General features: G+C 57.0%; 24 protein-coding genes. 14 read left to right on the top strand and 10 right to left on the bottom strand.

Annotation, left to right across the window (positions count from 1 at the left end):
- Window positions 1-6 precede the first annotated feature (6 nt).
- Complete coding sequence (gene tilS, locus H6G07_RS05935; RefSeq protein ID WP_199311925.1) at window positions 7-1032, top strand: tRNA lysidine(34) synthetase TilS; 1026 nt, start codon at window positions 7-9, stop codon at window positions 1030-1032.
- A gap of 72 nt (window positions 1033-1104) precedes the next feature.
- Complete coding sequence (locus tag H6G07_RS05930) at window positions 1105-2103, top strand: hypothetical protein (RefSeq protein WP_139296918.1); 999 nt, start codon at window positions 1105-1107, stop codon at window positions 2101-2103.
- A 146-nt stretch (window positions 2104-2249) separates the two neighbouring features.
- On the opposite strand, the gene H6G07_RS05925 is transcribed toward H6G07_RS05930, so the two are convergent.
- On the bottom strand, window positions 2250-2561 hold the full coding sequence (locus H6G07_RS05925; RefSeq protein ID WP_073607103.1) for a DUF6679 family protein: 312 nt from the start codon (window positions 2559-2561) through the stop codon (window positions 2250-2252).
- 342 nt (window positions 2562-2903) lie between these two features.
- On the opposite strand from H6G07_RS05925, the gene H6G07_RS05920 reads away from it, so the two are divergent.
- The 6 genes from H6G07_RS05920 (at window position 2904) to H6G07_RS05895 (ending at window position 8363) form a co-directional block, all read left to right on the top strand.
- Window positions 2904-3653, top strand: a complete 750-nt coding sequence (locus tag H6G07_RS05920) for a creatininase family protein (protein WP_073607104.1) — start codon at window positions 2904-2906, stop codon at window positions 3651-3653.
- A gap of 270 nt (window positions 3654-3923) precedes the next feature.
- Window positions 3924-5255: a DEAD/DEAH box helicase family protein gene (locus H6G07_RS05915; protein WP_073607105.1), complete on the top strand. Its 1332-nt coding sequence runs from the start codon at window positions 3924-3926 to the stop codon at window positions 5253-5255.
- 150 nt (window positions 5256-5405) lie between these two features.
- Window positions 5406-7253: a tetratricopeptide repeat protein gene (locus H6G07_RS05910; protein ID WP_073607106.1), complete on the top strand. Its 1848-nt coding sequence runs from the start codon at window positions 5406-5408 to the stop codon at window positions 7251-7253.
- 46 nt (window positions 7254-7299) lie between these two features.
- Window positions 7300-7527: a hypothetical protein gene (locus tag H6G07_RS05905; RefSeq protein WP_073607107.1), complete on the top strand. Its 228-nt coding sequence runs from the start codon at window positions 7300-7302 to the stop codon at window positions 7525-7527.
- Window positions 7511-7792, top strand: a complete 282-nt coding sequence (locus H6G07_RS05900) for a type II toxin-antitoxin system RelE family toxin (RefSeq protein WP_073607108.1) — start codon at window positions 7511-7513, stop codon at window positions 7790-7792. The genes H6G07_RS05905 and H6G07_RS05900 overlap by 17 nt, the downstream gene beginning before the upstream one ends.
- Before the next feature lie 211 nt (window positions 7793-8003).
- Complete coding sequence (locus H6G07_RS05895) at window positions 8004-8363, top strand: hypothetical protein (RefSeq protein ID WP_073607109.1); 360 nt, start codon at window positions 8004-8006, stop codon at window positions 8361-8363.
- 67 nt (window positions 8364-8430) lie between these two features.
- On the opposite strand, the gene H6G07_RS05890 is transcribed toward H6G07_RS05895, so the two are convergent.
- Window positions 8431-9078 carry a GNAT family N-acetyltransferase gene (locus H6G07_RS05890; protein ID WP_242026637.1) on the bottom strand — a complete coding sequence of 216 codons (648 nt, stop codon included), beginning with the start codon at window positions 9076-9078 and terminating at the stop codon, window positions 8431-8433.
- A 137-nt stretch (window positions 9079-9215) separates the two neighbouring features.
- On the opposite strand from H6G07_RS05890, the gene purH reads away from it, so the two are divergent.
- Both purH and H6G07_RS05880 read left to right on the top strand, forming a co-directional pair.
- Entirely contained in the window at window positions 9216-10763 is a 1548-nt protein-coding gene (gene purH / locus H6G07_RS05885) for a bifunctional phosphoribosylaminoimidazolecarboxamide formyltransferase/IMP cyclohydrolase (protein ID WP_073607111.1), read from the top strand.
- A gap of 19 nt (window positions 10764-10782) precedes the next feature.
- Entirely contained in the window at window positions 10783-11253 is a 471-nt protein-coding gene (locus H6G07_RS05880) for a GNAT family N-acetyltransferase (protein WP_073607112.1), read from the top strand.
- A gap of 34 nt (window positions 11254-11287) precedes the next feature.
- Here the strand turns inward: H6G07_RS05880 and yidD are convergent, their stop codons facing one another.
- The 3 genes from yidD to H6G07_RS05865 all read right to left on the bottom strand — a co-directional run bounded on the left by yidD (window position 11288) and on the right by H6G07_RS05865 (window position 13122).
- A complete protein-coding gene (gene yidD / locus H6G07_RS05875) occupies window positions 11288-11533 on the bottom strand; it encodes a membrane protein insertion efficiency factor YidD (RefSeq protein ID WP_073607113.1) in 246 nt (81 codons plus the stop codon).
- A gap of 91 nt (window positions 11534-11624) precedes the next feature.
- A complete protein-coding gene (locus tag H6G07_RS05870) occupies window positions 11625-11933 on the bottom strand; it encodes a hypothetical protein (RefSeq protein WP_139296919.1) in 309 nt (102 codons plus the stop codon).
- A 139-nt stretch (window positions 11934-12072) separates the two neighbouring features.
- On the bottom strand, window positions 12073-13122 hold the full coding sequence (locus tag H6G07_RS05865; RefSeq protein ID WP_084172880.1) for a serine hydrolase domain-containing protein: 1050 nt from the start codon (window positions 13120-13122) through the stop codon (window positions 12073-12075).
- A 258-nt stretch (window positions 13123-13380) separates the two neighbouring features.
- Between H6G07_RS05865 and H6G07_RS05860 the strand changes: the two genes are divergently transcribed.
- On the top strand, window positions 13381-14031 hold the full coding sequence (locus H6G07_RS05860) for an SDR family NAD(P)-dependent oxidoreductase (RefSeq protein WP_073607116.1): 651 nt from the start codon (window positions 13381-13383) through the stop codon (window positions 14029-14031).
- An 87-nt stretch (window positions 14032-14118) separates the two neighbouring features.
- On the opposite strand, the gene ffh is transcribed toward H6G07_RS05860, so the two are convergent.
- Window positions 14119-15591, bottom strand: a complete 1473-nt coding sequence (ffh, locus tag H6G07_RS05855) for a signal recognition particle protein (protein WP_073607117.1) — start codon at window positions 15589-15591, stop codon at window positions 14119-14121.
- Window positions 15592-15887: 296 nt separating this feature from the next.
- Between ffh and H6G07_RS05850 the strand changes: the two genes are divergently transcribed.
- Entirely contained in the window at window positions 15888-18179 is a 2292-nt protein-coding gene (locus H6G07_RS05850; protein ID WP_199311924.1) for a GAF domain-containing protein, read from the top strand.
- Window positions 18180-18274: 95 nt separating this feature from the next.
- On the opposite strand, the gene H6G07_RS05845 is transcribed toward H6G07_RS05850, so the two are convergent.
- Together H6G07_RS05845 and H6G07_RS05840 are read right to left on the bottom strand one after the other, a co-directional pair.
- Window positions 18275-18664, bottom strand: coding sequence for a hypothetical protein (locus tag H6G07_RS05845; RefSeq protein WP_073607118.1), 390 nt, complete (start codon window positions 18662-18664; stop codon window positions 18275-18277).
- A 90-nt stretch (window positions 18665-18754) separates the two neighbouring features.
- Complete coding sequence (locus tag H6G07_RS05840; RefSeq protein ID WP_073607119.1) at window positions 18755-19165, bottom strand: thiol-disulfide oxidoreductase DCC family protein; 411 nt, start codon at window positions 19163-19165, stop codon at window positions 18755-18757.
- Between the two features lie 276 nt (window positions 19166-19441).
- On the opposite strand from H6G07_RS05840, the gene H6G07_RS05835 reads away from it, so the two are divergent.
- A complete protein-coding gene (locus H6G07_RS05835) occupies window positions 19442-21394 on the top strand; it encodes a tetratricopeptide repeat protein (protein ID WP_073607120.1) in 1953 nt (650 codons plus the stop codon).
- On the opposite strand, the gene H6G07_RS05830 is transcribed toward H6G07_RS05835, so the two are convergent.
- A complete protein-coding gene (locus H6G07_RS05830; RefSeq protein WP_139296920.1) occupies window positions 21391-21723 on the bottom strand; it encodes a hypothetical protein in 333 nt (110 codons plus the stop codon). The genes H6G07_RS05835 and H6G07_RS05830 overlap by 4 nt on opposite strands.
- Window positions 21724-21928: 205 nt before the next feature.
- On the opposite strand from H6G07_RS05830, the gene hpxO reads away from it, so the two are divergent.
- Window positions 21929-23089, top strand: a complete 1161-nt coding sequence (gene hpxO, locus H6G07_RS05825; protein WP_073607122.1) for an FAD-dependent urate hydroxylase HpxO — start codon at window positions 21929-21931, stop codon at window positions 23087-23089.
- A 93-nt stretch (window positions 23090-23182) separates the two neighbouring features.
- On the opposite strand, the gene H6G07_RS05820 is transcribed toward hpxO, so the two are convergent.
- Complete coding sequence (locus H6G07_RS05820; RefSeq protein ID WP_073607123.1) at window positions 23183-24019, bottom strand: DUF4037 domain-containing protein; 837 nt, start codon at window positions 24017-24019, stop codon at window positions 23183-23185.
- Window positions 24020-24088 lie beyond the last annotated feature (69 nt).

Raw genomic sequence — 24088 nt, 5'->3', positions numbered from 1 at the left:
TCATCTATGGGCTCTTCATCTAGGGACGGGATTCCCTGGAGTACTACCCACGCCGGGGTGCATCGGCTGCTCAAAGTTCGTCCGCTGTTGCCTCGGGGGGCGAGAGGATTATTGGCGATATCGGGCGGGCAAGATTCGGTGTGCCTGCTCAAGCTGCTGGTCGATCTGCGGCCCAAGTGGGGCTGGCAGCTGCGAGCGGTGCATTGCGATCACCGCTGGCGACCCGACTCGGCGGCCAACGCCGATTTTGTGCGGCAGCTGTGCGAAGGTTGGGGCGTTCCCTGTGAGGTGGTTACCGCCGATGCCGATTACGCTACCGAAGCCCAGGCGCGGCATTGGCGATATCGGGTATTTGAAGCGTTGGCTAGTCAAGAACGCTGTACCCATGTGGTGACGGGGCATACGGCGAGCGATCGCACCGAAACCCTGCTCTACAACCTGCTGCGAGGCAGCGGCACCGATGGCCTCCAGGCCCTAGCCTGGCAGCGACCTCTTTCTAAAGCCAGCCCCATCACCGTAGTGCGCCCCCTGCTGGGACTGACCCGCCAGCAGACCGGGGAGTTTTGCCGCCAGTTTGACCTGCCCATCTGGTCAGACGCCACCAACCAGGACACCGGCTATGCCCGTAACCGCATTCGCCTAGAGCTGTTGCCCTACCTGCAACAGCACTTTAACCCTGGGGTAGACATGACCCTGGCGAATACGGCTGAGCTACTGACGGCTGAGGTGGAGCTGCTAGAGGCGATGGCGGGCGAGTTGTATGAAACATCGGTCTTACCTCCCGCTGGGGAGGGCGAGGCGTGGAAAATTCAGCGATCGCGCCTCAGGACCGCGCCCCTGGCCCTCCAGCGGCGGGTGCTGCGGCGGGTGCTTCAGCAGGTGACCCCAGCCCAGGTCAGCTTCGAGCATGTCGAGAAACTCATCGCTTTACTCGTCGCCCCCCAGGGCAGCCAGAGCGATCCTTTTCCCGGTGGGCTAGTTGCCGTGGTAGACGGCGACTGGCTAGTGCTGAAGCCATCAATGACAACGTGAGGCCACAGCATTGCATGGTGTAGGTTCTAGAATGGCAGTAGCTACTATGAACCTGTCTGCGTGGGCCAGCCCATGACCTTACCTCCCGCTCTACGCTATCGCTTGGTACGCCTGCAATCCCTAGGGCGATCGCTCAATCGCCCGACGGTGTGGGGCGGTCTTGGCCTGCTGGGGTTGCTAGCCGTTGCCGTGCCGCAGTACTCGCGCCACCCCGAGTGGCGCAGTCAGTACAACCCAGCGGTTGACAGTGCCGCCGTCGACCCCAACACCAACCTGGGCAACCTATCCAACGACGATTTGGCCGATCTGGCTGAAATCGACAATCTAGCTGTGCTGCTCGACCAGATGCAGCCCAGTACGGCTACTGCTTTAGAAGAGGCGGCGCGATCGCCCGATACCGACCCGCTAGCGCTGCCCACCGCTACAGAAGAGCAGCAGGCCCCCACCAGCCCCTTTGCCAACTATTTAGAACGCAGTCGCTTTCGGTTCAGCCCCTCAGCCAGCGGCAGCGAAGCCAATCTAGATGCCACGCGATCGCTTGGCCAATCAGCAGCCGACCCGACGTCTGGCGAGGGCGCACCCCAACCCAGTGCCCTGCAACAAGCGCTTAACCAGCGCCGTGCCAATGCTGCCCCTTCCTCCGAGACAACGTCCGAAGATCGCAATCCGGTAGCTGAAGCTGCCCCTACCGACAATCTGACGCCCTCGCCCTGGATGGTCGAAGGTAGCCTGCCTGGGGTAGACCAGCGGTTTATTCGCACTACTCCACAGATGTCGCCGCCACCGGGCACAACAGGTTACACATTGCCGCCCACACTGGCGCCTAGTCCAGCAGCAGTAGCTCCAGTAGCTCCAGTGGCCCCCGCCGCGCTCAACCTAAACCTTGGAACTCCAGCTGCCGCACCCTCGGCGGGGGTGACGGCGCAGCCGCCGTCTGGGGTGCCAGGCAATATCCCTAGCGCCACTCCTCAACCAGAACCTGCTCCCTTCTCCGCCCCGAGGCCACCCGGCGTCTACACCGGCAACGGCTATATCAACACGTTCTCAGACCCGAGCGGGCCAGCAAATTAAGCAAATTCAAGCGAACGGGTTGATGTTTCAACGGTCAAACGTGCGCCACAGTCGACCGATGTGGCCTTTTGTGGTTCAAAACAAAAAGAGGATGACTAGGCTTTCTACCTGGTCATCCTCCTGAGGATTTCGAAAAACTGGCAGACTTAGTCAGCGTTCGACTCTGGGTAGGGGTCGCTCAGTTGCTCGGTCTCGGGGCAGTCTTCAGAAACGTTAATTTCAACATCGCCTCTGGGGACGGCGGCGAGGCGCTTGGTAACTGCACCAATGCTCTCTATACGCACCATTTCTTCCCAGGAGCAAATCTCGTCTTCTTCCTCAGTTTCGTAGCGAAAGGTGACCAGATCGCCTTCGACATCTAAAATCTTCGCCCGCTCAATCCAACGCTGTTGATCCCGTAGAAAAATCCACACATCTTGACCATCACAACAGAGTTGATAGATCTTGCGGTGTAGCATAATTGCGGCTCCTTCACAGGTAACATCAACGCTCGTGTCGCTTCGCTGACGGAGGGGAGCGTTCACCCAGCTGAAACGGGGTTGACTACATCACAGACTTTGCCTGGCCCCGTGAATGTGCCTTCGCTCTAGCTAAACTACGCGTCAGCAGTCTAGGTAGATGACCAAAGCTAGCGATCGCAGCGAATCTGGTTCTGTACCTTAACATTCCCCGAGGCATTCATTCTTCTCATATCAGTGAAGCGGAAACTGTAGTGTAGCAAGCCCTACCTTCGCTTGCCCACAACAGTCCGAGGGCGAGCGCTATAGTGAGAAATCAGCCCTGTTCTCGTGTCTTGCCCTATGCTGCTGCACCTCTGCACCTGGCCCGAAGTTGAGGCTTACCTCACTCAGTCGTCAGGCATTATCTTGCCGATTGGCTCCACAGAGCAGCACGGCCCCACCGGTCTGATTGGCACCGACGCAATCTGCGCTGAGGTAGTGGCCAAGGGTGTCGGCGAGGCCGCCAATGCGCTGGTTGGCCCCACCATCAATGTAGGTATGGCGCTGCACCACACCGCCTTTCCCGGTTCTATGACCCTGCGCCCCAGCACGATGATTGCTGTCATTCAGGATTACCTCACGCCCCTGGTGCGTCACGGCTTTACCCGGTTCTTTTTTGTCAATGGCCACGGCGGCAACATCGCCACACTGAAGGCGGCCTTTGCCGAAGCCTACACGGCCTTAGCCCATGACCACATTCCCAATGCTGAGCGGGTGCGCTGCAAGACGGCTAACTGGTTTATGGCGCGATCGGTCTACACCTTGGCGAAAGAACTCTACGGCGATCAGGAGGGCTCCCACGCCACCCCCAGCGAGGTGGCTCTGACGCAGTACGCGTATCCTGATTTCATTAAGCAGGCGACTTTAGAGCCGCAGGTGGCTCCGTCGGGCCATGCGATCTACAGCCCTACGGACTTTCGGCTGCGCTACCCCGATGGCCGCATGGGTTCTAACCCAGCCCTGGCCACCCCCGAGCATGGGCAGCAGCTCTATGAGGCGGCGGTGAAGGAACTCACTAGCGACTATTTGGCGTTTTTAGCGGCAGATTAAGGCTGAGTCGGTAGGCCGCATCCTATTGTTGGCGGTCGCATTGGCATAGCAGCGGCTTGACTTGCCATAACCACCCAGTGACATGGCATTGCAGCGGGGTGACATAGCGTAACCACCCGGTGATATGGCATTGCAGGGCGATGATATAGCGATGCAGGGCGATTATATGCCAATACCACCCGGTGACATAGCATTGCAGGCGGTGGATCTAGCGAAACCAGTCGTTGCTATGGCATTACCATAGGGGCTAGCCCTGTTTCGGCCCCGGCAATGCCTAGCGACTTTGAGATTCTGCGCAGCATTTATAACGCTTTCGACCCCTTCGAGCCGCTGCTCCCCGGCGACCCGGTGTATGTCAATTGCAGCGCGGTGCGGGGCGAAGAGAATATTTTGGTAGATGTGGGGCGGCAGATTACCTACAGCGATCGCATCACTCACCAGCTCTACACTGGCCATCGGGGCGCAGGCAAATCGACCGAGCTGCTGCGGCTCAAAGAAGCCCTAGAACAAGACGGCTACCGTGTCGTCTATTTTGCCGCCGAAGAGGCCGACATTGACCCTGAGGACGCGCAGTATACCGACATTCTGTTGGCCTGTACACGCAACCTCCTGGCAGATTTGCAGGGCGATCAGAAACCGATTCAGCAGTGGCTCAAGTCGCGCAAGACTGAGCTAGTGGATGCTATGCAGAGCGAGGTCGGCTTCGACAGCATTGATGCCGAGGTTCCCTTTAGCAAGCTCACCACTACGCTCAAGGTTAGCCCTACAGCCCGCGCCCAAATTCGCAAAATTGTGGAGCCGCATACGCCCTCGCTGATTGAGGCGCTGAATACGTTTATTAAAGAGGCGATCGCTCAAACGCCCCAGCGAACGACCCACAAGCTGGTGCTCATCGTCGATAGTCTCGATCGCATTCCATCTATTCTGAGAGAAAACGAACCTAGCAACCACGAGCAGATTTTTGTCGATCGCAGCGAACAGCTCAAAATGCTGGATTGCCATATCATCTACACCGTGCCGATTTCGCTTGTGTATTCAGGCCGCGCGCCCGATCTGCGCGACATTTACGATGCCGAAATTCAAGTGTTGCCGATGGTGATGGTGCGCGACCAAGCGGGGCAAGTATGCGAACCGGGGCTGGCCATTATGCGCGAGCTGGTGCGCCAGCGGGTGTTTCATGCCGAATCGGTGAGCCCTGAGGCTCAACTGGTGGGTGACATCTTTGACGATGGCGAAACTCTCGACCAGCTTTGCCTGATGAGCGGCGGCCACATGCGCAACCTGATGCTGATGGCGCAGGAGGCGATTAAGCAGACTACGGCGCTGCCCATTGGCAAAAAGGCGGTGCGCTTGGCCATTACCAAGGCCCGTAACACCTACCGCAACGCGGTGTACGACAACCAATGGGGGCTGCTGGCCAAGGTGTGGCACATCAAAGACATTTTGAACGACGAGGCCTACCGCGACTTGCTGTTTAACCGCTGCATTTTGGAGTATCGCTACATTGATGACGCTGGCGAAATTGTCTGCTGGCGCGATGTGCACCCCCTGCTGCGCAGCGTGAAGGAGTTTCAATCGGCGTTAGATAAACTAGAAACATAGGTAGGGTGGGCACTGCCCACCAACGTCTCGGCAGTGCCATTCATCTTGGGACGCGTCATTGCTATCTGATAGACCAAAGGAACCTTAGTAAGGCTGCACATGTTAATGGTGGGCAATGCCCACCCTACGCTCTCAATGAAGTAGCGCTCTATGGCGAAACCTGAGCTAACTGAATGGGATGAAGACCTCTCCCCCTCAGCCGAGGAAGAGTACGCGGCGCTGGTGCGGGCCATTCGCTGGGCGAAGGGGTTTGGCCTGCTGTTTGTGCAATGCTCACCTGCCCAGGGCGAGGAACTGATCGCCCGTGTGCGCGACGACGTTATCGACAAAACGGTGGATGTGCTGCGCCTTGAGGGCGAAATTGATGACCTCTACGAAACAGTTGCCGCTTTGCCCGAAGTTAATAGAACCAACGTGTTGTTCATCACCGGGCTAGAGAAGTCGCTGGTGCCCTACATCAAACCGGGCTACGGCAGCGAGGGCGACTACTACGCCAAAGACACGGTGCCGAAGATTCTTGGCAAGCTGAATTTGCAGCGCGAGAAATTTCGCGAAACGCTAAAGCTTTGCTTTGTGTTTGTGGTGCCGCCCTATGCGATGAAATATCTAATTCGCCGTGCAGCAGATTTCTTCGACTGGCGATCGGGCGTTTGGAAGTTTGTGGGGCAGCAAGAGGAGTTGAAGCAAAAGACTCAACAGATTTTGCAAGAGGGCGACATCAGCAAGTACACAAACTGGACAACCCAAAAACGTCGAGAACGCATTTTAGAAATCGAAGATCTTTTGTTAGAAGGGGAGTATTCGGAAGAAGAGGTTAGCAGGTTGTACTTTGAACAAGGCAATATCTCTTCTGTTGATCAGCGATTTGAAGAGGCAGTTTATTGCTATAGTTCAACCTTAAAGTTGAGCCCCGGAAATTACAATGCACTGAATAATTTAGGATCTGCACTAAGTAGCTTGAGTCGTTATGAAGCAGCAGCTTTATCGTTTGGCCTAGCTGCAGAAACTTCCCCTGATAGGCATGAAGCAATCGGGAACAAGGGACACGTACTAGATCTCTTGGGCCGTTACGAAGAGGCAGCGATTTGTTTTGATGCTGCCTTTAGAATTCAACCAGATTCCTGTCATCTTCTTTTAAGGAAAGGTATTGCTCTGGTTTCAGCAGGTCATCATGAAGAAGCGATTTCCTGCTTAGATAACTACTTAAAGAAAATTCCAAGCGATTATAACATTCTCTCTGTCAAAGGGATTTCCTTGGCGATTCTAGGGCGTCACGAAGAAGCTGTAAGCTGCTATGATGCTGCGTTAAAACTACGGCCTCGAAACACGCAAATGCTTTCTGCAAAAGGAGTTTCGCTAGCTGCTTTAGGGCAAGTAAAAGAAGCGATTGATTGCTACAACAGTGCTTTAGAGATGGATAGTCATGATCTTGATGCGCTCAATAACAAAGGCGTAGCACTAATTGAGATCGGCCTTTATGAGGAAAGTATTGATTGTTTCAGTGTGGTTCTATCTATCAAGCCCGATGATCATGTTGCGCTGATCAACAAAGGTAGTGCGCTTAGGAGATTAGGCTACCACAAAGAGGCTGTGAGTTTATATGACGAGGCTCTGGCAGTTCAACCTGACAATAAAGATGCTCTTTTTAATAAAGGAACTGCTTTGTCTGACTGTCAACATTACGAGGAAGCTATATCTTGTTATGATGCTTCTTTGGTGATCGAGCCTAACGATTCCCAAGTGCTTTATAACAAAGGCAATGCTCTAAGTGCGTTAGGACGTGATGAAGAAGCAATTGCTAGCTATGACGCAGCCTTGAAGGCTGAGCCTGATGATTGCGATCTGCTGAATAATAAGGGAAGAGCATTATTCAATTTAGGTCGTTATGAGGATGCAATCGCTTGCTATGACGCTGTCCTAGCGGTTAGACCTGATTATCAGCTAGCGATAGACAATAAGCAAGTAGCCCTGCAAAAGCTGGCAGATGCTACTCACTAAGAGGATGAAATATGGCAACATCTATAACCGAAGAGGTGTAATGCGAATGGAATCTACAAACATTTTAGACTCGCAGACTTTAAAGGCGTTAATCAAAGAAAGCCTACGAGAAGTCTTGCGCGAAGAACGCCTGAATCTGTGTCAGCTTCTGATGCCCTTTGTCAGCGATGACGAGCAGGCTGAGATTGAAGCTTCCCTTGGTTTTCCCGATGACTACAACGAAGACGAGTTTATTGATCTAACAGATTGGGTGCAGCATGGAGGTTCAATTTAGTAAACGGGCTGTTAGGTTTCTCAAAAAACAAGATGCCAAGACCGCTGACCGAATCCGTCAAAAAATTCTTCAGCTTCAGTCTATGCTCGAAGTCGAAGGGGTTATCCCTTTTAATGAGCTAGACATCAAAAAGCTCAAAGGGCAATGGGATGGTTATTTCCGGCTGCGGATTGGTCAGATTCGCGTAATTTTTACAGTGGTTGCGGGCGAAATTGAAGTGCTGCTGATTTACGACATTGATGTCAGAGGCAGCGTATACGAGTAATCAACCGTTTGTAACCTGAGCAAAGCACAACGCACCTAACACCAGCAAATTTAAGCTTAATAGGCATAGGCAATCGCTCCCTATCCGAAAAACTTTGTGACGATCGCGCGATCGCCTTATCAAGCGGGCATCTTATCCTTACGGCAAGTTTTAACCTGCCGTGCATTCGCCCAGCTTTCCACTATTCCCAACTCTGAAACAGGAGTGCATCATGCCCATTACTGATACCAGCCGCCGCCTGCGGCCCGCCATTCTCGACAAAGATATCGACTCCCTCCACGGTCTTGGCACCATTCCCACCTACAGCACCGTTCGCGCCGCAGCCACCCCCGACGCATTGCAGCTAGCCCACGCCAAAATGCGCGCCATGCAGCAGACCGAAACCGAAAAGCTCGCGCTCGCCAAAGCCGCCACCGATGCCGCCCGCGTCGCCGAGTGGGAATTTCACAACGCCGTGCTGGCTATGAAAGAATGCGTGCGCGGCCAGTTTGGCTCCGACAGCAACGAAGCCCAAGCGATCGGCCTGAAGAAAAAGTCTGAGCGCAAACGCCCCAAACGCCAGGCTGCCTAACTATATTCCTCCTGATGGTCGGACGCTCCAGATACCGCTGGAGCGTTTTTTTGTGGGCGTCATCGGCCTACGGCTCTGGCATCCGCCAGTTAGGGTTGACCAAGCTAGTCATCACGTGGTCTTGCCACTGGCCGTCAATGAACAGATAGTCGCGAGCAATGCCCTCAATTTGAAAGCCTAGCCGTTTGAGCACGTTGGCGCTGCGGTGGTTGTGGGGCATGTAATTGGCCATCACCCGATGCAGATTGAGGTCGTCAAAGGCGTAGGCAATGATCGCTTTGCCAGCCTCGGTCATGTAGCCCTGGCCCTGGTGCTCGGCAGAGAGGCCATAGCCCAGGGTGGCCCCCTGAAACGCGCCGCGAATGATGGTGTTGAGGTTGATGGTGCCCATCACCTGGCTCGGCTCACCGCGAGAAAAGATAAACAGCTTCACCGCCTGACCGGAGTAGAAATCGTTGCGGCGGGCATTCAACACATTTCGCCAAAAGTCTGGGGTGTAAAAGTCGTCTGGCCGCTGAGGTTCAAAGGGCTGTAGATAGTCGCTGTTGTCGTGGTAGTAGCGCAAAATCTCGGCAATGTCGCCGGATTTGCCAAGCCGCAGCCGCAGCCGTGGGGTGTTGAGCGTGGGCTCTTGAGTGATCATCGCCGCCCATAGTAGTGGCCCACCGAGGTTTGAGCTGAGCAATGGAGCGCCATCCTGTGGTGAGAGGAGCATTGTTATGGTGCCACAGGAGGGGGTGGGGGAGACGGAGAAGTAGGGGAGATGAGGGAGGTGAGGAAGATGGGGGGCGGGAGAGGGGCGGGAGGGCTTTTTCGGTATAGTAGGGGTCTGCAAAATCGAGGATGGAGACTATGGCGCGCCTGGCACTGTTGAGCGTATCGGATAAAACCGGGCTGGTGGAGTTAGCCAAAACTTTGGTAGAAGAGTTTGGCTTTGACCTGATCAGCAGCGGCGGTACGGCAAAGGCGATCGCAGCAGCAGGCCTCCCTGTCACCAAAGTCTCTGACTACACGGGGTCGCCAGAAATTCTCGGCGGGCGCGTCAAGACCCTGCACCCCAAGATCCACGGCGGTATTTTGGCCCGGCAAGACCTGGCCGAAGACCAAAAAGATTTGGCCGACAACGGCATTCGCCCGCTAGATCTGGTGGTGGTGAACCTCTACCCCTTTGAGCAGACGATCGCTAAAGACGGCGTCACTATGGCCGATGCGATCGAGAATATCGACATTGGTGGGCCAGCCATGCTGCGGGCGGCAGCAAAGAACCACACCCATCTCACCGTGCTGTGCAGCGCCGAGCAGTATGAGCCTTACCTAGACGCGCTGCGAGCTAGCGAAGGACAAGTCCCCTTAGCCTTTCGGCAAGCCTGCGCGCGGGCAGCATTTTGGCATACGGCCAGCTACGACCAGGCGATCGCCACCTACCTCACCGCTGCCACCAGCGAAGAGGGTGCGCTGCCCCAGCAGTGGGCGATGACCGGTCGCCAGCAGGCCACCCTGCGCTACGGTGAGAACCCTCACCAAACGGCGGCCTGGTACCGCACCGGCTCTGTGCCCACCGGCTGGGCTGGAGCTGAACAGCTCCAGGGCAAAGAGCTGAGCTACAACAATTTGGTGGATCTAGAGGCAGCGCGGCGAATTATTGCCGAGTTCCCCAGCGATCGCCCCGCCGCCGCCGTGCTCAAGCACACCAACCCCTGCGGTGTGGGGATGGGCGACACGCTAGCTAGCGCCTACCGTCGCGCCTACGATGCCGACGATGTCTCAGCCTTTGGCGGCATTGTGGTGCTCAATCGCCCCATCGATGCTGACACCGCCGAGCAGCTCACGGGCACGTTTTTAGAGTGCATTGTGGCTCCGGGGTGCGATCGCGCCGCCCAAGACATCCTCGCCAAAAAGCAAAACCTGCGGGTGCTGGTGCTGGAGGATCTACTGACTGGGCCGCAGCAGGTAGTGAATGCGATCGCGGGCGGTTTTTTGCTCCAGGCTCCCGACACCTATCGCGACGACCCTGCTACCTGGCAGATTGTTACGGAAGCTAAGCCTACCGAGGCCGAGCTGGCCGAAATGCTGTTTGCCTGGCGGGTGGTGAAGCACGTGAAGTCGAATGCGATCGTCGTCACCCATCAGCAGCAAACCCTCGGCATTGGGGCTGGGCAGATGAACCGTGTCGGCTCGGTCAGCATTGCCCTGGCCCAGGCGGGCGCAAAAGCCCAGGGGGCGGTGCTGGCCAGCGATGGCTTCTTCCCCTTTGACGACTCAGTACGCACCGCCGCCGCTGCAGGCATTCGCGCTGTGGTGCAGCCCGGCGGCAGCCGTCGCGATGAGGACTCAATCAAAGCAGCCAACGAACTCGGCCTGGTGATGGCAATGACCGGCGTGCGGCATTTTCTTCACTAGATTTTAAGAGAGGCAGGAGATGGCATTTCTACCGGAGTCGTTTGAGGTGCCAGCGGTGGTCGAGACAGCCCGGTTTAGGCTGCGATCGATCACTATTCATGACGCCTTCAAAGACTTTGATGCCGTCATGTCGAGTCGCGACCATCTCTGGAACCGCTTTGGTGAAATTTGGGGCTGGCCCCCAGAAGACCTGACGATTGAGCAGAATATTGTCGATCTGGGCTGGCATCAAAAAGAGTTCCAGCTCAAATCTTCCTTTGACTATGCGGTCATGAGCCTCGATGAAACTCGCCTACTCGGCTGCATCTATATCGACCCGCCACCGCAAGCCGACGTGGATGCCGACGTTTGGTATTGGGCGAGACAAAGCGAACTGGCCTCAGGCTTAGAAGCTGAACTGGAAGCCTTTTTGCTGCCTTGGCTGCGAGATAACTGGCCGTTTAGCACCATCTGTCTCAACGGCACCACCGTCAAACTTGGGGAGAGCTAGATTCGCCAACCACTCCCCACGGGTCGAAAGTGAGTTACTTTTCTGAAGTTTCAGGTTCAACCGCGACCCCCTCGGGCACTGGGTCGTAGCCGCCGGGGTGAAAGGGATGACAGCGCGTAATCCGTCGCGCCGCTAACCAGCTCCCTTTCACCGGGCCAAACCGCTCGATCGCCGTCAGCGCATACTGTGAGCAGGTCGGGTTAAACCGACAGGTGGGCGGAAACAGCGGCGACAGCAGTCGTCGATAGCCATGAATGAGGAGCAGCAGAACTTGCTTCATAACTCCATTTTATAGGGGGTATAGGGTTCACGGTGTAGGGTACAGGGCAACAGCAAGAACCCTGCACCAAAAACCTTGAACCTTATACCCTCTAATAATCCAACATCAGTGTGTTGTAGTCTTCGGGAGCCTGGCGGCTGTTGCGCTCGGGCAGATACACATTGGCGCTGGGGGCAAAGTTGAGCCCCTGGGGCTTGGCGACAGCAGACTGGGTGGGCTGGCGCAGCGTGGCGGCTTTGGCGTCGAGCCCTGCGGTGGCCTGCTCGATTTCAGCGAGGCGATCGCACAGTTGTTGCCGACGACCGTCGATGTACTCAAGCTCCTGCTCAAGGCGCGTCTTCTCGACGGTGAGCTTATACATATCGAGATACTGCGCGGCCTCAGTAGCCGGGCGCGGCATCGTGCTGATCTTAGGAAAACTTCGGCGGGGGGCGCGTTTGATGCTCATAAGCTATCCGAGGGCTGACCTAGAGTTCACAGCATTAGCTTGCCCGCCTAGCCCGCGCAATTCCCAGCACCGCACAATTTGTAGCCGTGAGTTAGGCCTGGGCTAGCACGCGGGCCAGGGCATAGGCTACCTCTAACCCCACATTGTCGCCTTCTCGATTGGTGGCGGCAGCGATGGTGGTGGGGCGACCCGCCAAGGCCGAGAAGTGAAAGGCGGCGATCGAATAGCCTGGCCCACCCCCGTTGTGCCCTGCTACTCGACCATAAGGCGATGCAGTATCTACAAACAGTCCCAGCCCGCAGCCCACGTTTTGCAGGGGTGGGTGCGGCCCCAGGCTATGAACCGGCTGAGCCATCTGATCTACCAACGTGGGGTCAAGGATGTGGCCCGTCATCAGGGCGTGCATCATCGTGGCCAACTCTGCCGCCGTAGACACCACCACCCCATGGGAAACCCAACCGGGATGGTAGCGCTGTGACATGTCCTCAAGCTCATCGCCAAATATTGACGCATAGCCCGGCGTCAGGTCCGTGACATCGACTAATGAAGCGGCGACGAAGGTATGCTTCAAGTCCAGGGGCGTAAAGAACAGCTCGTCTAAACAGTCCTGCATTGATTGCTCTGTGGCCTTCTCCAGCAGCAGCTTGAGCGCTAAATAACCGATGTTGGAGTACGACCAGCCTTGGCCAGGGTCAAACAACAATCCTTGTCTAGAAGTCACTTCAAGAAAGGCCTCATGCGACCAGGGCGAACCGGGGGTTGTTTTGACGGCCTTGTGGTAGGCGGGCAAACCGCCGTAATCGGGCAATCCACTGCTATGGCTAAGAATCTGGCGCAGGGTAATGGGCGTTGCGACCGGAAAACTTGGCCAATAATGTTGAATGGGTGCGTCCAGATCAAGACATCCCGTGCTGACCTGGTGCAGAACTGCCGCTGCAATGAGCGATTTAGTCACGCTGTAGATGTAAAAGCTGGCATTAATAGACAGTGGAATAGTCTGATCAAGGTCTTGATAGCCAACCCCCAAGGCGAGCAAAGGCTCATTTTTAATCTGGATGGCGATCGCCGCTCCGGGCATCTGAGCCGAGGTTAGTGTTAGCTCAACTGCTCCTCTAAGCACTGATTGAATGCCTTGATTCATAGTTAAATCTCGATATCTTGACAGACTCAGCTAGGACTTGGGCAACAGTGCCAATGGCGTCTCTCCGCAGCGATCGTCTCAATCAAGAACTGCTCGATCTTGTCGGATAGGATACATGACTGCTTATTAATTGTGCGCCAACATTAATCCAGCGATAGGTAAGATGCCCGCACTATTGCAATCATGCCTAGGCTAACCAAGCTACTAGCTGGTTGGTATCCCCAGCTTTAGTTACCCACCCAAACAAGGAGAAAAGTTATGGCAGAGTTGTGCGTCATTGTCGGTATGGGTGAAGGCAACGGCATGGCGATCGCCCGCAGATTTGCCAGCGAAGGATTTGCGATCGTGATGGTTGCCCGTAACGAAGACAAGTTGAAGGGCTATCAAGCCACCCTAGAAACCGAGGGTATCACCGCCCACTATTTCTTAGCCGATGCGGGGGATGAGGCCGCGCTAACAGCGGCGTTTGCAGCGATTCAAGCGCAGTTAGGCACGCCGGAGGTGCTGATCTACAATGCCGCCGTGCCCCGCATGGAAAGCGTATTGCAGACCAGCTACGACACCTTGGTCAACGACTTCAAGGCCAATGTAGCAGGGGCGATCGCCTGCGTTGAGTCCATCCTTCCCGCTATGCAGGCTGAGCAAAAAGGCACGCTGCTGTTCACGGGTGGCGGGTTCGCCCTCTACCCCGACCCCAACTTTGTGTCTCTTTCCCTAGGCAAAGCGGGAATTCGCGTGCTAGCTAGTACGCTCCACGCAGCCCTGAAGGATTCGCCGATCAAAGTCGGTACTGTCACCATCTGCGGCACAGTCAACGGCAACGACCCCAAGTACAGCAGCGATCGCATCGCCGAAGAGTACTGGAAACTCCACATTGCCGAAAATGGGGAGTACGAAACGATCTATTGAGCTGCCGTTGATAGGGGCTAGCCCTCCGACTGGGGTGGTAGGCCAGAGCTAAATTTTTGGCCGCGATCGCAAGCGTCCTAAACCAGCCTAAAGCTGACCAAAGCCCTTCTTTTTCTTCTGGCTTTTCTGCTTTTTGTTGCTGGGGGGGCGAAAGCCGGGTTGAGGCCCGCCGCCCATGCCCGGTAGCCCTGGCATACCGCCGCCCATACCGGGCATGCCGCCACCCATGCCGGGCATACCACCCATACCGGGGAAGCCGCCGCCCCGACCCATCTGCTGCATCATGGTACGCATTTTGGTGAAGTCGCTGACCAGCTTGCCCACGTCTTTTTCTTGGTGGCCTGAGCCTTTGGCGATGCGGCGGCGGCGGCTGGGGGAGCTAGAGAGCAGGTTGGGCTGCTTGCGCTCCTGGGTAGTCATGGAGTTGATCATGGCTTCGCAGCGCTTGAGCTGGGCCTCGCCCTGTTCCAGCATGTCGCCTGTGATCTGCTTGCCCATGCCGGGGATCAATTTCATGATGCCGCCTAGCGAGCCCATGCTCTTCATGAAGCGCATCTGCTTGAGAAAATCGTCAAAGTCGAACTCGGCTTCGAGAATTTTTTGCGTCAGCTTTTCAGCGTCGCCCAGATCGACCGCTTCCTGAGCTTTTTCGACCAGGGTGAGCACGTCGCCCATGCCGAGAATGCGCGAGGCCATGCGATCGGGGTAGAAGGGTTGCAGCGCCTCTACCTTTTCGCCCACGCCGATGAACTTGATGGGCTGGCCCGAAATCTGCCGCACCGACAGGGCCGCCCCACCGCGCGCATCGCCATCCATTTTGGTGAGAATGGCCCCGGTAATGCCGATCTGGTCGTGGAAGGTGCGGGTGAGGTTGGCGGCTTCCTGGCCGGTCATGGCATCGACCACCAGCAGCACTTCGTCGGGGTCAATAGCGGTTTTAATATCGGCCAGCTCGGCCATCATCTTGGGGTCGATCTGCAAACGGCCTGCGGTGTCGACAATGACGGTATCAATGCCGTCGGCCTTGGCTTTTTCAATGCCCTGACGGGCGATTCCCACCGGGTTGGCGTCGGTGCCTAGCTCAAACACGGGCACATCGATCTGCTTACCGAGGGTGACTAGCTGATCGATCGCCGCTGGACGGTACACATCGGTGGCCACCAGCAAAGTGCTGCGGTTTTCTTTGCGCAGGTGCAGGGCCAGCTTGGCGGTGGCGGTGGTTTTACCCGTCCCTTGAAGGCCTGCCATCAGCACCACGGTGGGCTTGGTCGGCGAGTCAGCCAGGGGAGCGTTGGTGTCGCCCATGAGGCGAATCAGCTCGTCGTTCACCACCTTGATGAACTGCTGGTCGGGGCTCACCCCTTTGACCACCTCAATGCCCAGGGCGTTTTCTTTGACCTGGGCGATAAAGTCTTTGATTACCTGGAGGTTGACGTCGGCCTCTAGCAGGGCGCGACGCACCTCGCGCAGGGCGCTGTCGATGTTAGACTCGCTGATTTTGTCCTGGCCACGCAGGCTTTTCCAGGCAGACTCAAGGCGATCGGACAGGGCTTCAAACATGGTTTAACGGAGAGAATAATCCTGGGGCGGAAATTCCATTCTAAAGGGTGAAGGCCCTAACCAGAAGCGCAGGGGGCGTGGCTGGCAACGACACCCCGCGATTGAGTACGATAGACATAAACGAAAAAATCGGCCCCAGGTGGGCTGACACAGCTCATCAATTGAGGTTGCGCCGCAGAGATAGGATTTACCCCATCTCTAAAAACTCCTACGATTCCGCAAAGATATGAGAGCCACTGCGGAATTTCACTGGGTTGCTTTGTAAGACTTTAGTGAAGGGCACATCTAGAGCAACTATGGCAAACGAATCGTCTCGCTGCATCGACACCGATCGAATAGCTGCCCCTGAGGGGGGACTATTAATAGATATTTCGTATAGTTTGGGCGATCGCCCTGACTCTAGCCAGGAGGGTGAGACCCCTGATCAAGCGATCGCTCGACCGACTTTGCCCTGGCTAGAGCTGATTCAGCACTACAGCCACCTGGTGATGGCGGTGGTGGATGTGGCGACGGCGATCAGCAGCCCTACCCAAGCCCATCCGGTGCTGTTTGCCAACCGCTACTTTTGTCGGCTGACGGGCATTCGTGCTGAGGGGGGGCACCTCGACCTGAGCTTTTTTGATCAGCTTTCAGCGGCGGATCAAAAGGGTCTGCAAGAGCGGTTTCGGCGGCATTTTTTGAGTGCGGTGCTTCGCTATGCCTACGGGGCAGACGACCTGGTTTCGCAGCGGCTGCTCCACGAGCCGCTGGTCGTGTCGTTGGCCGACTCTGAAACTGGCGAGATGCGTCAGATTGAGCTGCGGCTGCGCACGGCGACGGCGGGATTGCAGGTGACGGCGATCGCCCCCGAACTCCAGGCTAGCCTGACCGACTGCTGGCCCGTGGCCCCCAGCCGCGAGCAGGTAACCACCCAGCTACTGAGCCGAGAACCTGCCTTTAATCAATTGGTTGCAGCCCTGAGGCCCGGCAACTATAGCGCCAGCGGTCAGATTTTAATTGAGGGCATCGACGTCACCGAGCGAGAGACTTCCAGGGCGCTGATTGAGCTGCTGGTAGGTCACGAATCGGTGCTCGGCACCCGCCGCTTTGAGCAGGCGAACGGGCTGATGAAGCAGCTGTTTAACGCCGCCGATAGCTTTTTACTGAGCGCTGAAAACAGCCAGGCCCAGCTCTTTACCCAGCTCAACCAGCCCGAGTGGCAAACGGCCAACTACACCATTGAAGCCCTACAGGGGTCGGCTTTTTTGCGGGCTACCGAGCGCCGCGAGGTGGTCAACGTGCCCGACCTCAGCCTCGACTGCGCGACGGCCTGCGAGGCCGCGATGCTGAATCAGGGGGTGCGATCGCTGCTGCTGATCCCGCTAGTGATGCGCACGGCGCGGCTGGGCGACAGCACGGCTCAGATGGTGGGCCTCGTCGGCCTCACTAGCCCGAGACCCTATGCCTTTGACCAGGCCGATTGCAGCCGTGCCACAACGCTGATTCCGGCGCTGACGGCGGCTATGCGCCACAGCGTCCAAGACCGCTTCAACAACATTCACCCCTCGGTGCGCTGGCGGTTTGAGCAAGAGGCTGAACGCCTCAGCCTGGGGCTGCCCCCCGCCCAAATCGTTTTTGAGAACGTCTACCCGCTCTACGGCATCTCTGACATTCGTGGTTCATCTGACGAGCGCAACCGCACGATTCAGCAGGATTTGCTCACCCAGTTTCGCCTCGCCCTGGCCGTGGTGGCAGCGGCGGGCCGGGCCGACAACAACGCCCTGGTAGGGCAGCTGGCCCTCGATCTGGCTGATCATATTGCCGTGCTGGAGAAAGGGGTGACGGTCGATTCTGAGGTGACGCTGCTGCGCTACTTGCAAGGGGAAGTGGAGGTGCATTTTACCTACTTTGCCCAGCACAGCCCCGAGGCCGAGGCCGCGATCGCCCAGTACAAAGCCGCCATTGATGCCAACCACGGCTGCGTCTATGCCGCCCGCGCTCTGTATGACGACACCATTGGCCACATCAACGGGCTGCTGCGCGATACCTGGACCCAGTGGCAGCAGTCGATGCAGGCGATCACCCCCCACTACTGCGACCTGGAGGCCACCGACGGCATTGACCACATGATCTACGCCGGGCAGGCCATTGATCCCAACTTCACCGAGTTTCAGCTCAAGTCGCTGCGCTACGAGCAGCTCCGGGCGGTGTGCGACTGTGCTCGCAAGGGGTTTTCGCTCAAGGCTGCCTACGACACCGACATGACCATCACCCACCTGGTGCTGGTGCAGGGCTACACGGTAGATATCGTCCACGACGAATCTACTGAGCGCCTGTTTGACGTGCGGGGCACCCGCGACACCCGCTACGAAATCGTCAAAAAGCGCATTGATAAGGCCCGCGATGCGGAAAAGGGCGATCGCATTACCCAGCCCGGCATGCTGACGGTGGTCTATTCGACCAGCGAAGAGTGGCAGGAGTATGAGCGCTATCTGCGCTACCTATACCGCGAGGGCATTGTGGCGGGCGACATCGAGCAGGGAACGGTCGAACCGCTCCAAGGGGTCAGCGGCCTCAAGTTTGCTCGGGTGCGGGTAAACCCGGAGTAGAGGGCAATCGCAAAAGAGACCGGGTGCCTGCTATCTACCCACAGCGCAATGGACAGACAGATAGGCATCCGGTCTCTGGTAAAGCGATTGAGCGATTACCGGTTGCGGAGACCAGAAGGTAAGCCACGCTCGCTCTCCGCCTGGCGCTGTAGGCCGGGGGGCAGACCGCGATCGCTATCGACTCGGCGTTGCAGACCAGGAGGTAGGTTTTCGTACTCCGCTGCGGATTCGCCGACTACAGAAGTCTCTGTGTCGGGAACCTCGACGACAACGGCGTCAGTGGTTTCGAGCGTGACCTCCGGGGTCTCTACCGTAGCGGTGGGAGCTTCGACCTGGGGCACGACTTCTTGCACTGCGGGGGCGCTGGACTGGGGGCGATGCCCTTGACCAGGGCGGGCGTCTGCGGCGGTGGCGGCCAGGGCGGCGGTGGCCAAAATGCTGAGGGTGGCTAGGGCAAGTTGCGATCGCAGGCTCATGACGGTCATCCTTGGGTCAACAACGATGGAGCAGCTTGCCCAATTCTGCGTGAGCCGCTGCCTTGATGTCTCCAAGGTAGCTATAGGGGGTTAAACCCCTCATCTGTGAATACACCCATCTCCGTCGCAGAGGGGGTAGGCCGAGTCGTAGCGCTGGGATCGCTTGCCAAATAGCTCGTAGCGGCGATCGCGCACCACCGCGTAGATTGAGTCGCCCACCGCCTTAGCCCCAGGCAGCGCTCGATAGGCCTGGATAAAGGGGTTGCCCAGAGGCAGCAGCCGACCAATTTCTTCGGCGGCGTCACTGCCCTGCCAGCGGCGATCGGGGGCCTGCATGTCAATCACGATCATGCCGGCCTCGCAGTCTTGAGAACTAATGCTGTAGCGAGCCAGGGTGGCTTCGTCTTGCATGGGCACGTACTGAAACTGGGTGCCGCGATCGAGCGACTCCAATAGCTGCACTAGACTGACGCAGAGGTTACAGTTACCGTCATAAATCACACAGTACATAGTAGTATTGCTGCTGATGGGTCGCCTTATCATCTTAGCCATCCGCTGATTGAGTTTCAGCTGTGGGGTAGATTAGCCCGCATTGCTTTCTTCCTGAAATCGACGCTACATTTGCCTTGTCTTTTTGGGATAGCCGCTGACCCCAAGTAGGGGTTTAAGCTCTCTGAGGTATCCACTTCAGAGCACCGATGGGATCGGGCAGCACGCTAACGCATGACCCACGGCCTAGGGTTGCGGGCAACGCCCTAGCCGGTGCATTTACCTCAGCAAAAACTAATGGTTGTGAAAAGACTGATCGATGGACGGTTTCAGTTCATTCGAGTTGTCAGTACTAAGGCCTACACCAAGACCTACCTGATGACCGATCATGGCGATCCGGCAAAGGCCAAGTGCATTGTTAAGCATTTGCAGCTGCCCTCCCACAACACCATTACCCTAAAATTTCTCAACGATTTGCTGGCCAAGCGGGTTAACCTGCTCAAGCGCATGGGCGACCAAGAGGCGATCGCCAAAAACCTCTCTACAGTGCAGGAGGGGCAAGACTTTTACTGGGTGCGCGACTACGTTGCTGGCCATTCCCTCATGGCTGAACTGGCTGAGGGCAAACCCAGACAGGAGGCCGAGGTACTGCGCTTTTTAGTCGAAAGCCTGGGCATTTTAGACCTGATTCAGCGCCACGGCATTGCCCACCAAAACCTGCACCCCAACAATCTGATTCGGCACCGCGATCGCGGCCACCTGGTGCTGGTAGATTTCGGCCTGATTCAAGACACGGGCACCCCGGAGCCGAGCTTAGAGACTAACGGCAACCCCACAACTCCTACCGCCGAGTCGGCCTACCTGCCCCAAGTCAAGCACCGCCAGTACACCCGCTTTGCCGCTGACCACTTTGCCCTGGGCATGATTGCGATGCAGATGGCTACAGGCCTGTCAAATGAGGCAATTCCCCGCCTAAACCAGGACGATTTTTTGGCTCAGATTAAGCTCCAACTCGACGAATGCTCAACCCTGGGTAACCCTCTCAAAGACATTTTGATCAAAATGGTGTCGCCCCAGCCCGAGGCGCAGTATCACCAGGCCAAAGACATTTTGCTGGCCCTGGCTGAGCGGGTTGGCCCCCCTGCCCCGGCGGCTTCAGCCCAGCCCGCCAGCCCCCCGCCCCCGGAGAACGGTGATATGGAGCCAGAACAGTTGTCATCCACGCCTTCCACGGCCCCCCGTGCCGCCCGTCTCAACCGTCGCTCTAAGGTTTGGTTGGGTGCAGGGGTCGCGATCGCCCTGCTGACGGTGGCGGGAGTGTTTTTGCTGCGCGTTCCCCAACGCATGACAGTCAATGGCCTACTTCAGCAGGCCGAAGCCGCTAGGCAGGTGGGGCAAAAGAATGACTCGCTCAACTACCTCAACCAGGCTATAGATTTAAAGCCTGACCACGGCAAGGCCCTGGCCCAGCGCTCGACCCTGCTGTGGGAAAATGGGCAGTCGGAGGAGGCTCTGCAAGACCTGACCAACGCCATTCAGAACGACCCCAGCATGGCCACCTGGTACTTTCAGCGGGGCAACTTGCGCTTTCGCCTGGGCGATTTGCAGGGGGCGATCGCTGACTACAGCGATGCCCTAGAGCGCGAAACCACCTACGTTGACGCCCACATCAACCGGGGCAACGCCCGAGCCGAGCTAGGGGATGAAGAGGGAGCCCTGCAAGACTACACCGCCGCCATCAACCTGGCCGAGGATCCGGAAAGCAAGGCCGACGCCTACCTGAATCGCTGCCTATCGCGCTCGAACTTGGCAGATCACGCCGCCGCCCTCAACGACTGCACCGAGGCCGTCAACCTGCGCCCCAACAACAGCCTGGCCTACGAAAATCGAGGGCTAGTCAAGCGACGACTCAACGATTTTCAGGGGGCGATCCAAGACTTTACGATCGCCATTCAGATCAATGCGGGCAGCCCGGAGCCTTACTACAATCGCGGCTTGACCCGCCAAGATCTGGGCGACTACGCCGGGGCCATGGCCGACTTCAATCAAACGATAGAGCTCAATCCCAACCATCCCTTTGCCTATTACGACCGGGGGTTGCTCCATGCGGAGCTGGGGGATATTGAGAGCGCGATCGCCGATTTAGAAACCGTGGCCAGCGCCTGCCTTGATGTCAGCCGCCTAGGCTGCTTTGACGACGCCAAATATCAGCTAGAAAAGCTCCGGGCCGCCCAAACAACGGAACTCTAGCTGCCGCGCATGCCACGCCGCCCGCTGCCCGAGCGTTTTTTACCTTGAACATAGCTGCTAGCAACTGTCTCCGCGTTAACCTCAACGTCTTCAACGCCAGGAGATAACGGGGCAGCAGCCGTCTGCGGAGACAGGGCCACATAGCTCAGACCACCCACGCCACCGACTAAAACAGCAGCCAACATTACAGAGAAACGATGCCACATGATGGTATTCCAAATCTGGACAGTTACCTTTTCTCTGTGGCCGAAAAAAATCCAGCTATTTCTGATGTAGCGGCGATAACAAATTGGTGAACAATTTGGCAGGTTCTTAAAGATTGAGTACAAATACTGCCTAGCCAACTTTTACGGTTGACGCCTCTAGGTGCCACTGCTAACCTAGCCGCCGACAACTGTGCGCTGTATACAAAATTTTCTTCGTTGTGAAACTATTGATGACGACACCTTAGGCTTTGAACCAGCGTTCAATAGCTTTGGCCATACGCCCTCGTCACAACCATGCCCTACCCATCACAGCAGTTAGGAGCGAGCCATGTACAACCTGAAGGTAGTGATTATTGGAGCTGGAATTGGCGGATTAACCACGGGCATTGCCATGCGGCAGGCGGGGTACCAAGTCGAGATCTACGATCGCGCTCAAGAGCTGCGGCCCGCTGGTGCCGGTATCTCGCTCTGGTCGAACGGAGTTAAGGTGCTCAACCATCTGGGACTGGGGGAAAAGCTGGCTGCCATTGGCGGTGAGATGAACGCCATGGAGTATCGCAGCCACACCGATGAATCTCTCAGCTACGTCGACCTGCGCCCCCTGTTTGAGCAAGTGGGCCAGCGCCCCTACCCCGTAGCCCGCACTGACCTGCAAACCATGCTGTTCGAAGCTTTTGGGCCTGAGGATGTGCACCTAGGCATGAACTGCGTCGGCGTGGAGCAAGACGAGCACAGCGCCACTGCCATCTTTGAAAACGGGGAGCGAATCAGCGGTGACTTGGTAGTGGGAGCTGACGGCATTCATTCCGCAGTGCGCGCCTGTGTGGTGGGGCAGGTCGAGCGCCGCTACGCCCGCTACGTCAACTGGAATGGCCTGGTCAAGGCTGACCCTGAACTGTGCGACCCCAATCTGTGGGTGCTCTACGTGGGCGATAGCAAGCGCGCCTCAATGATGCCGGTGGGAGGCGATCGCTTTTACTTTTTCTTTGGGGCACCGATGGTTGAAGGCACCCACGTCGAGCCCACCTACCGCCAGGAAGAATTGGCCAAAATCTTTCAGGGCTGGCCCGAGCCGGTGCAAAAACTCATTCAAGCCCTTGACCCAGAGCAGACCAATCGCCTGGAGATTGGCGACATCGACCCGCTGGAGCACCTGGTGAAAGGTCGCATTGCCCTACTGGGCGACTCAGCCCACGCCACTACTCCCACTCTGGGTCAGGGCGGCTGTCAGGCGATCGAAGATGCCGAGGTACTGACCCGCTACCTGCATACCACTAACATTGGCGTAGCCGACGCTCTCAAGCGCTATGAGGCGGCCCGCAAAGACCGCACTGCCGAGCTAGTGCTCAAAGCCCGCAAGCGCACCAGCCTGATCTACGGCTACGTGCCCGAGGCCACCGAGCAGTGGTACAGCGACCTCAAGCAAGAGCCGCCCGAGTCCGTAATCAACGCCTTGGCTAAGGTGATTTTGGCCGGGCCAATGGGGTAGGCTACCAGTGACATCGGCCTGCCACTGCCGCTGCACAGCAGAGCTGTAGATGCATGAGAAGCGTGCAATCGGGGCGTTGGGTGAATGCCGTTGTTAGACAACCTCGCCTCTCGAATCGAGTAATCCTTCTGCACGCAGCAGGACTTCTAACCCATCAATGAGCAGGTGCGCACACTTGCACACCTCGTCGCCGGACATAGATACTGCGCTAATTAGGTTATCTACCTGCTCACTCATTTTGTCGGGTAGGCGATCGCAACGGGCCTCTGCAAGCTGCACTAATCGCTTCTCGCCAGGGTGTGGCACGCTATTTATGGCAAATACCACATCGAAGTAGCTGGCCAAAAGCGCCGCCACGCGGTGGTTAGTGCTAACTCGGTCGCCCCGCCTTACGCTGTGCTCAAGTTCACGAGTATAGGCCGAGAGGGTGTGGCGCAGGATGGGAAAGTTCTTGGCGACGACAGCCTGTCGCAGCTCTTCAGGATAAGGTCTCTGCGCTGTCGCCTGTAGCGCCCTCAACCATCCCCGCCGATCAAAGAGTATTTGGGAGGAGAGTAGGTTATGCCAGAAGCAGGTGGAGTAACCTACTGAAGCCTGATGTTCGTCAAGAACCCGGGTGAGTTGTGCTTCAATCCAGTCAGTGCGGCGAAACATAACATCCACACGGATACTGGTATGCTCGTCGATCCAAGCGTCACTTGGCTCCCAGAAATTGTTATCAACTTCCGCACGCCGAGTGAATTTTGAGGCAACAGCCCTGCGATCGCTCACCGGCAGATCTGCTGAAAGGTAAACATAGAGGTCGATATCAGAGTGTGCATCTGACGCAGAATTTGTATGGGAGCCCGCTAGCGCGACGGCCTCGACTTGCAGTGAAAGGCTGTACTGCGTTGCCACGCGAGCAGTAAGGGGTGAAACCATTGTCTCCATCAGCACGTTGCCTCACTTAAAGGTTTGGGCGACATAACACCGAAGTTCAGCTGCAAAGCGGTCACGTAA

The sequence above is a fragment of the Phormidium tenue FACHB-1052 genome, assembly GCF_014696675.1.
GTDB classification, from domain to species: Bacteria; Cyanobacteriota; Cyanobacteriia; order Phormidesmidales; family Phormidesmidaceae; genus Nodosilinea; species Nodosilinea tenuis_A.
This window is presented reverse-complemented; position numbering and strand designations above follow the sequence as displayed.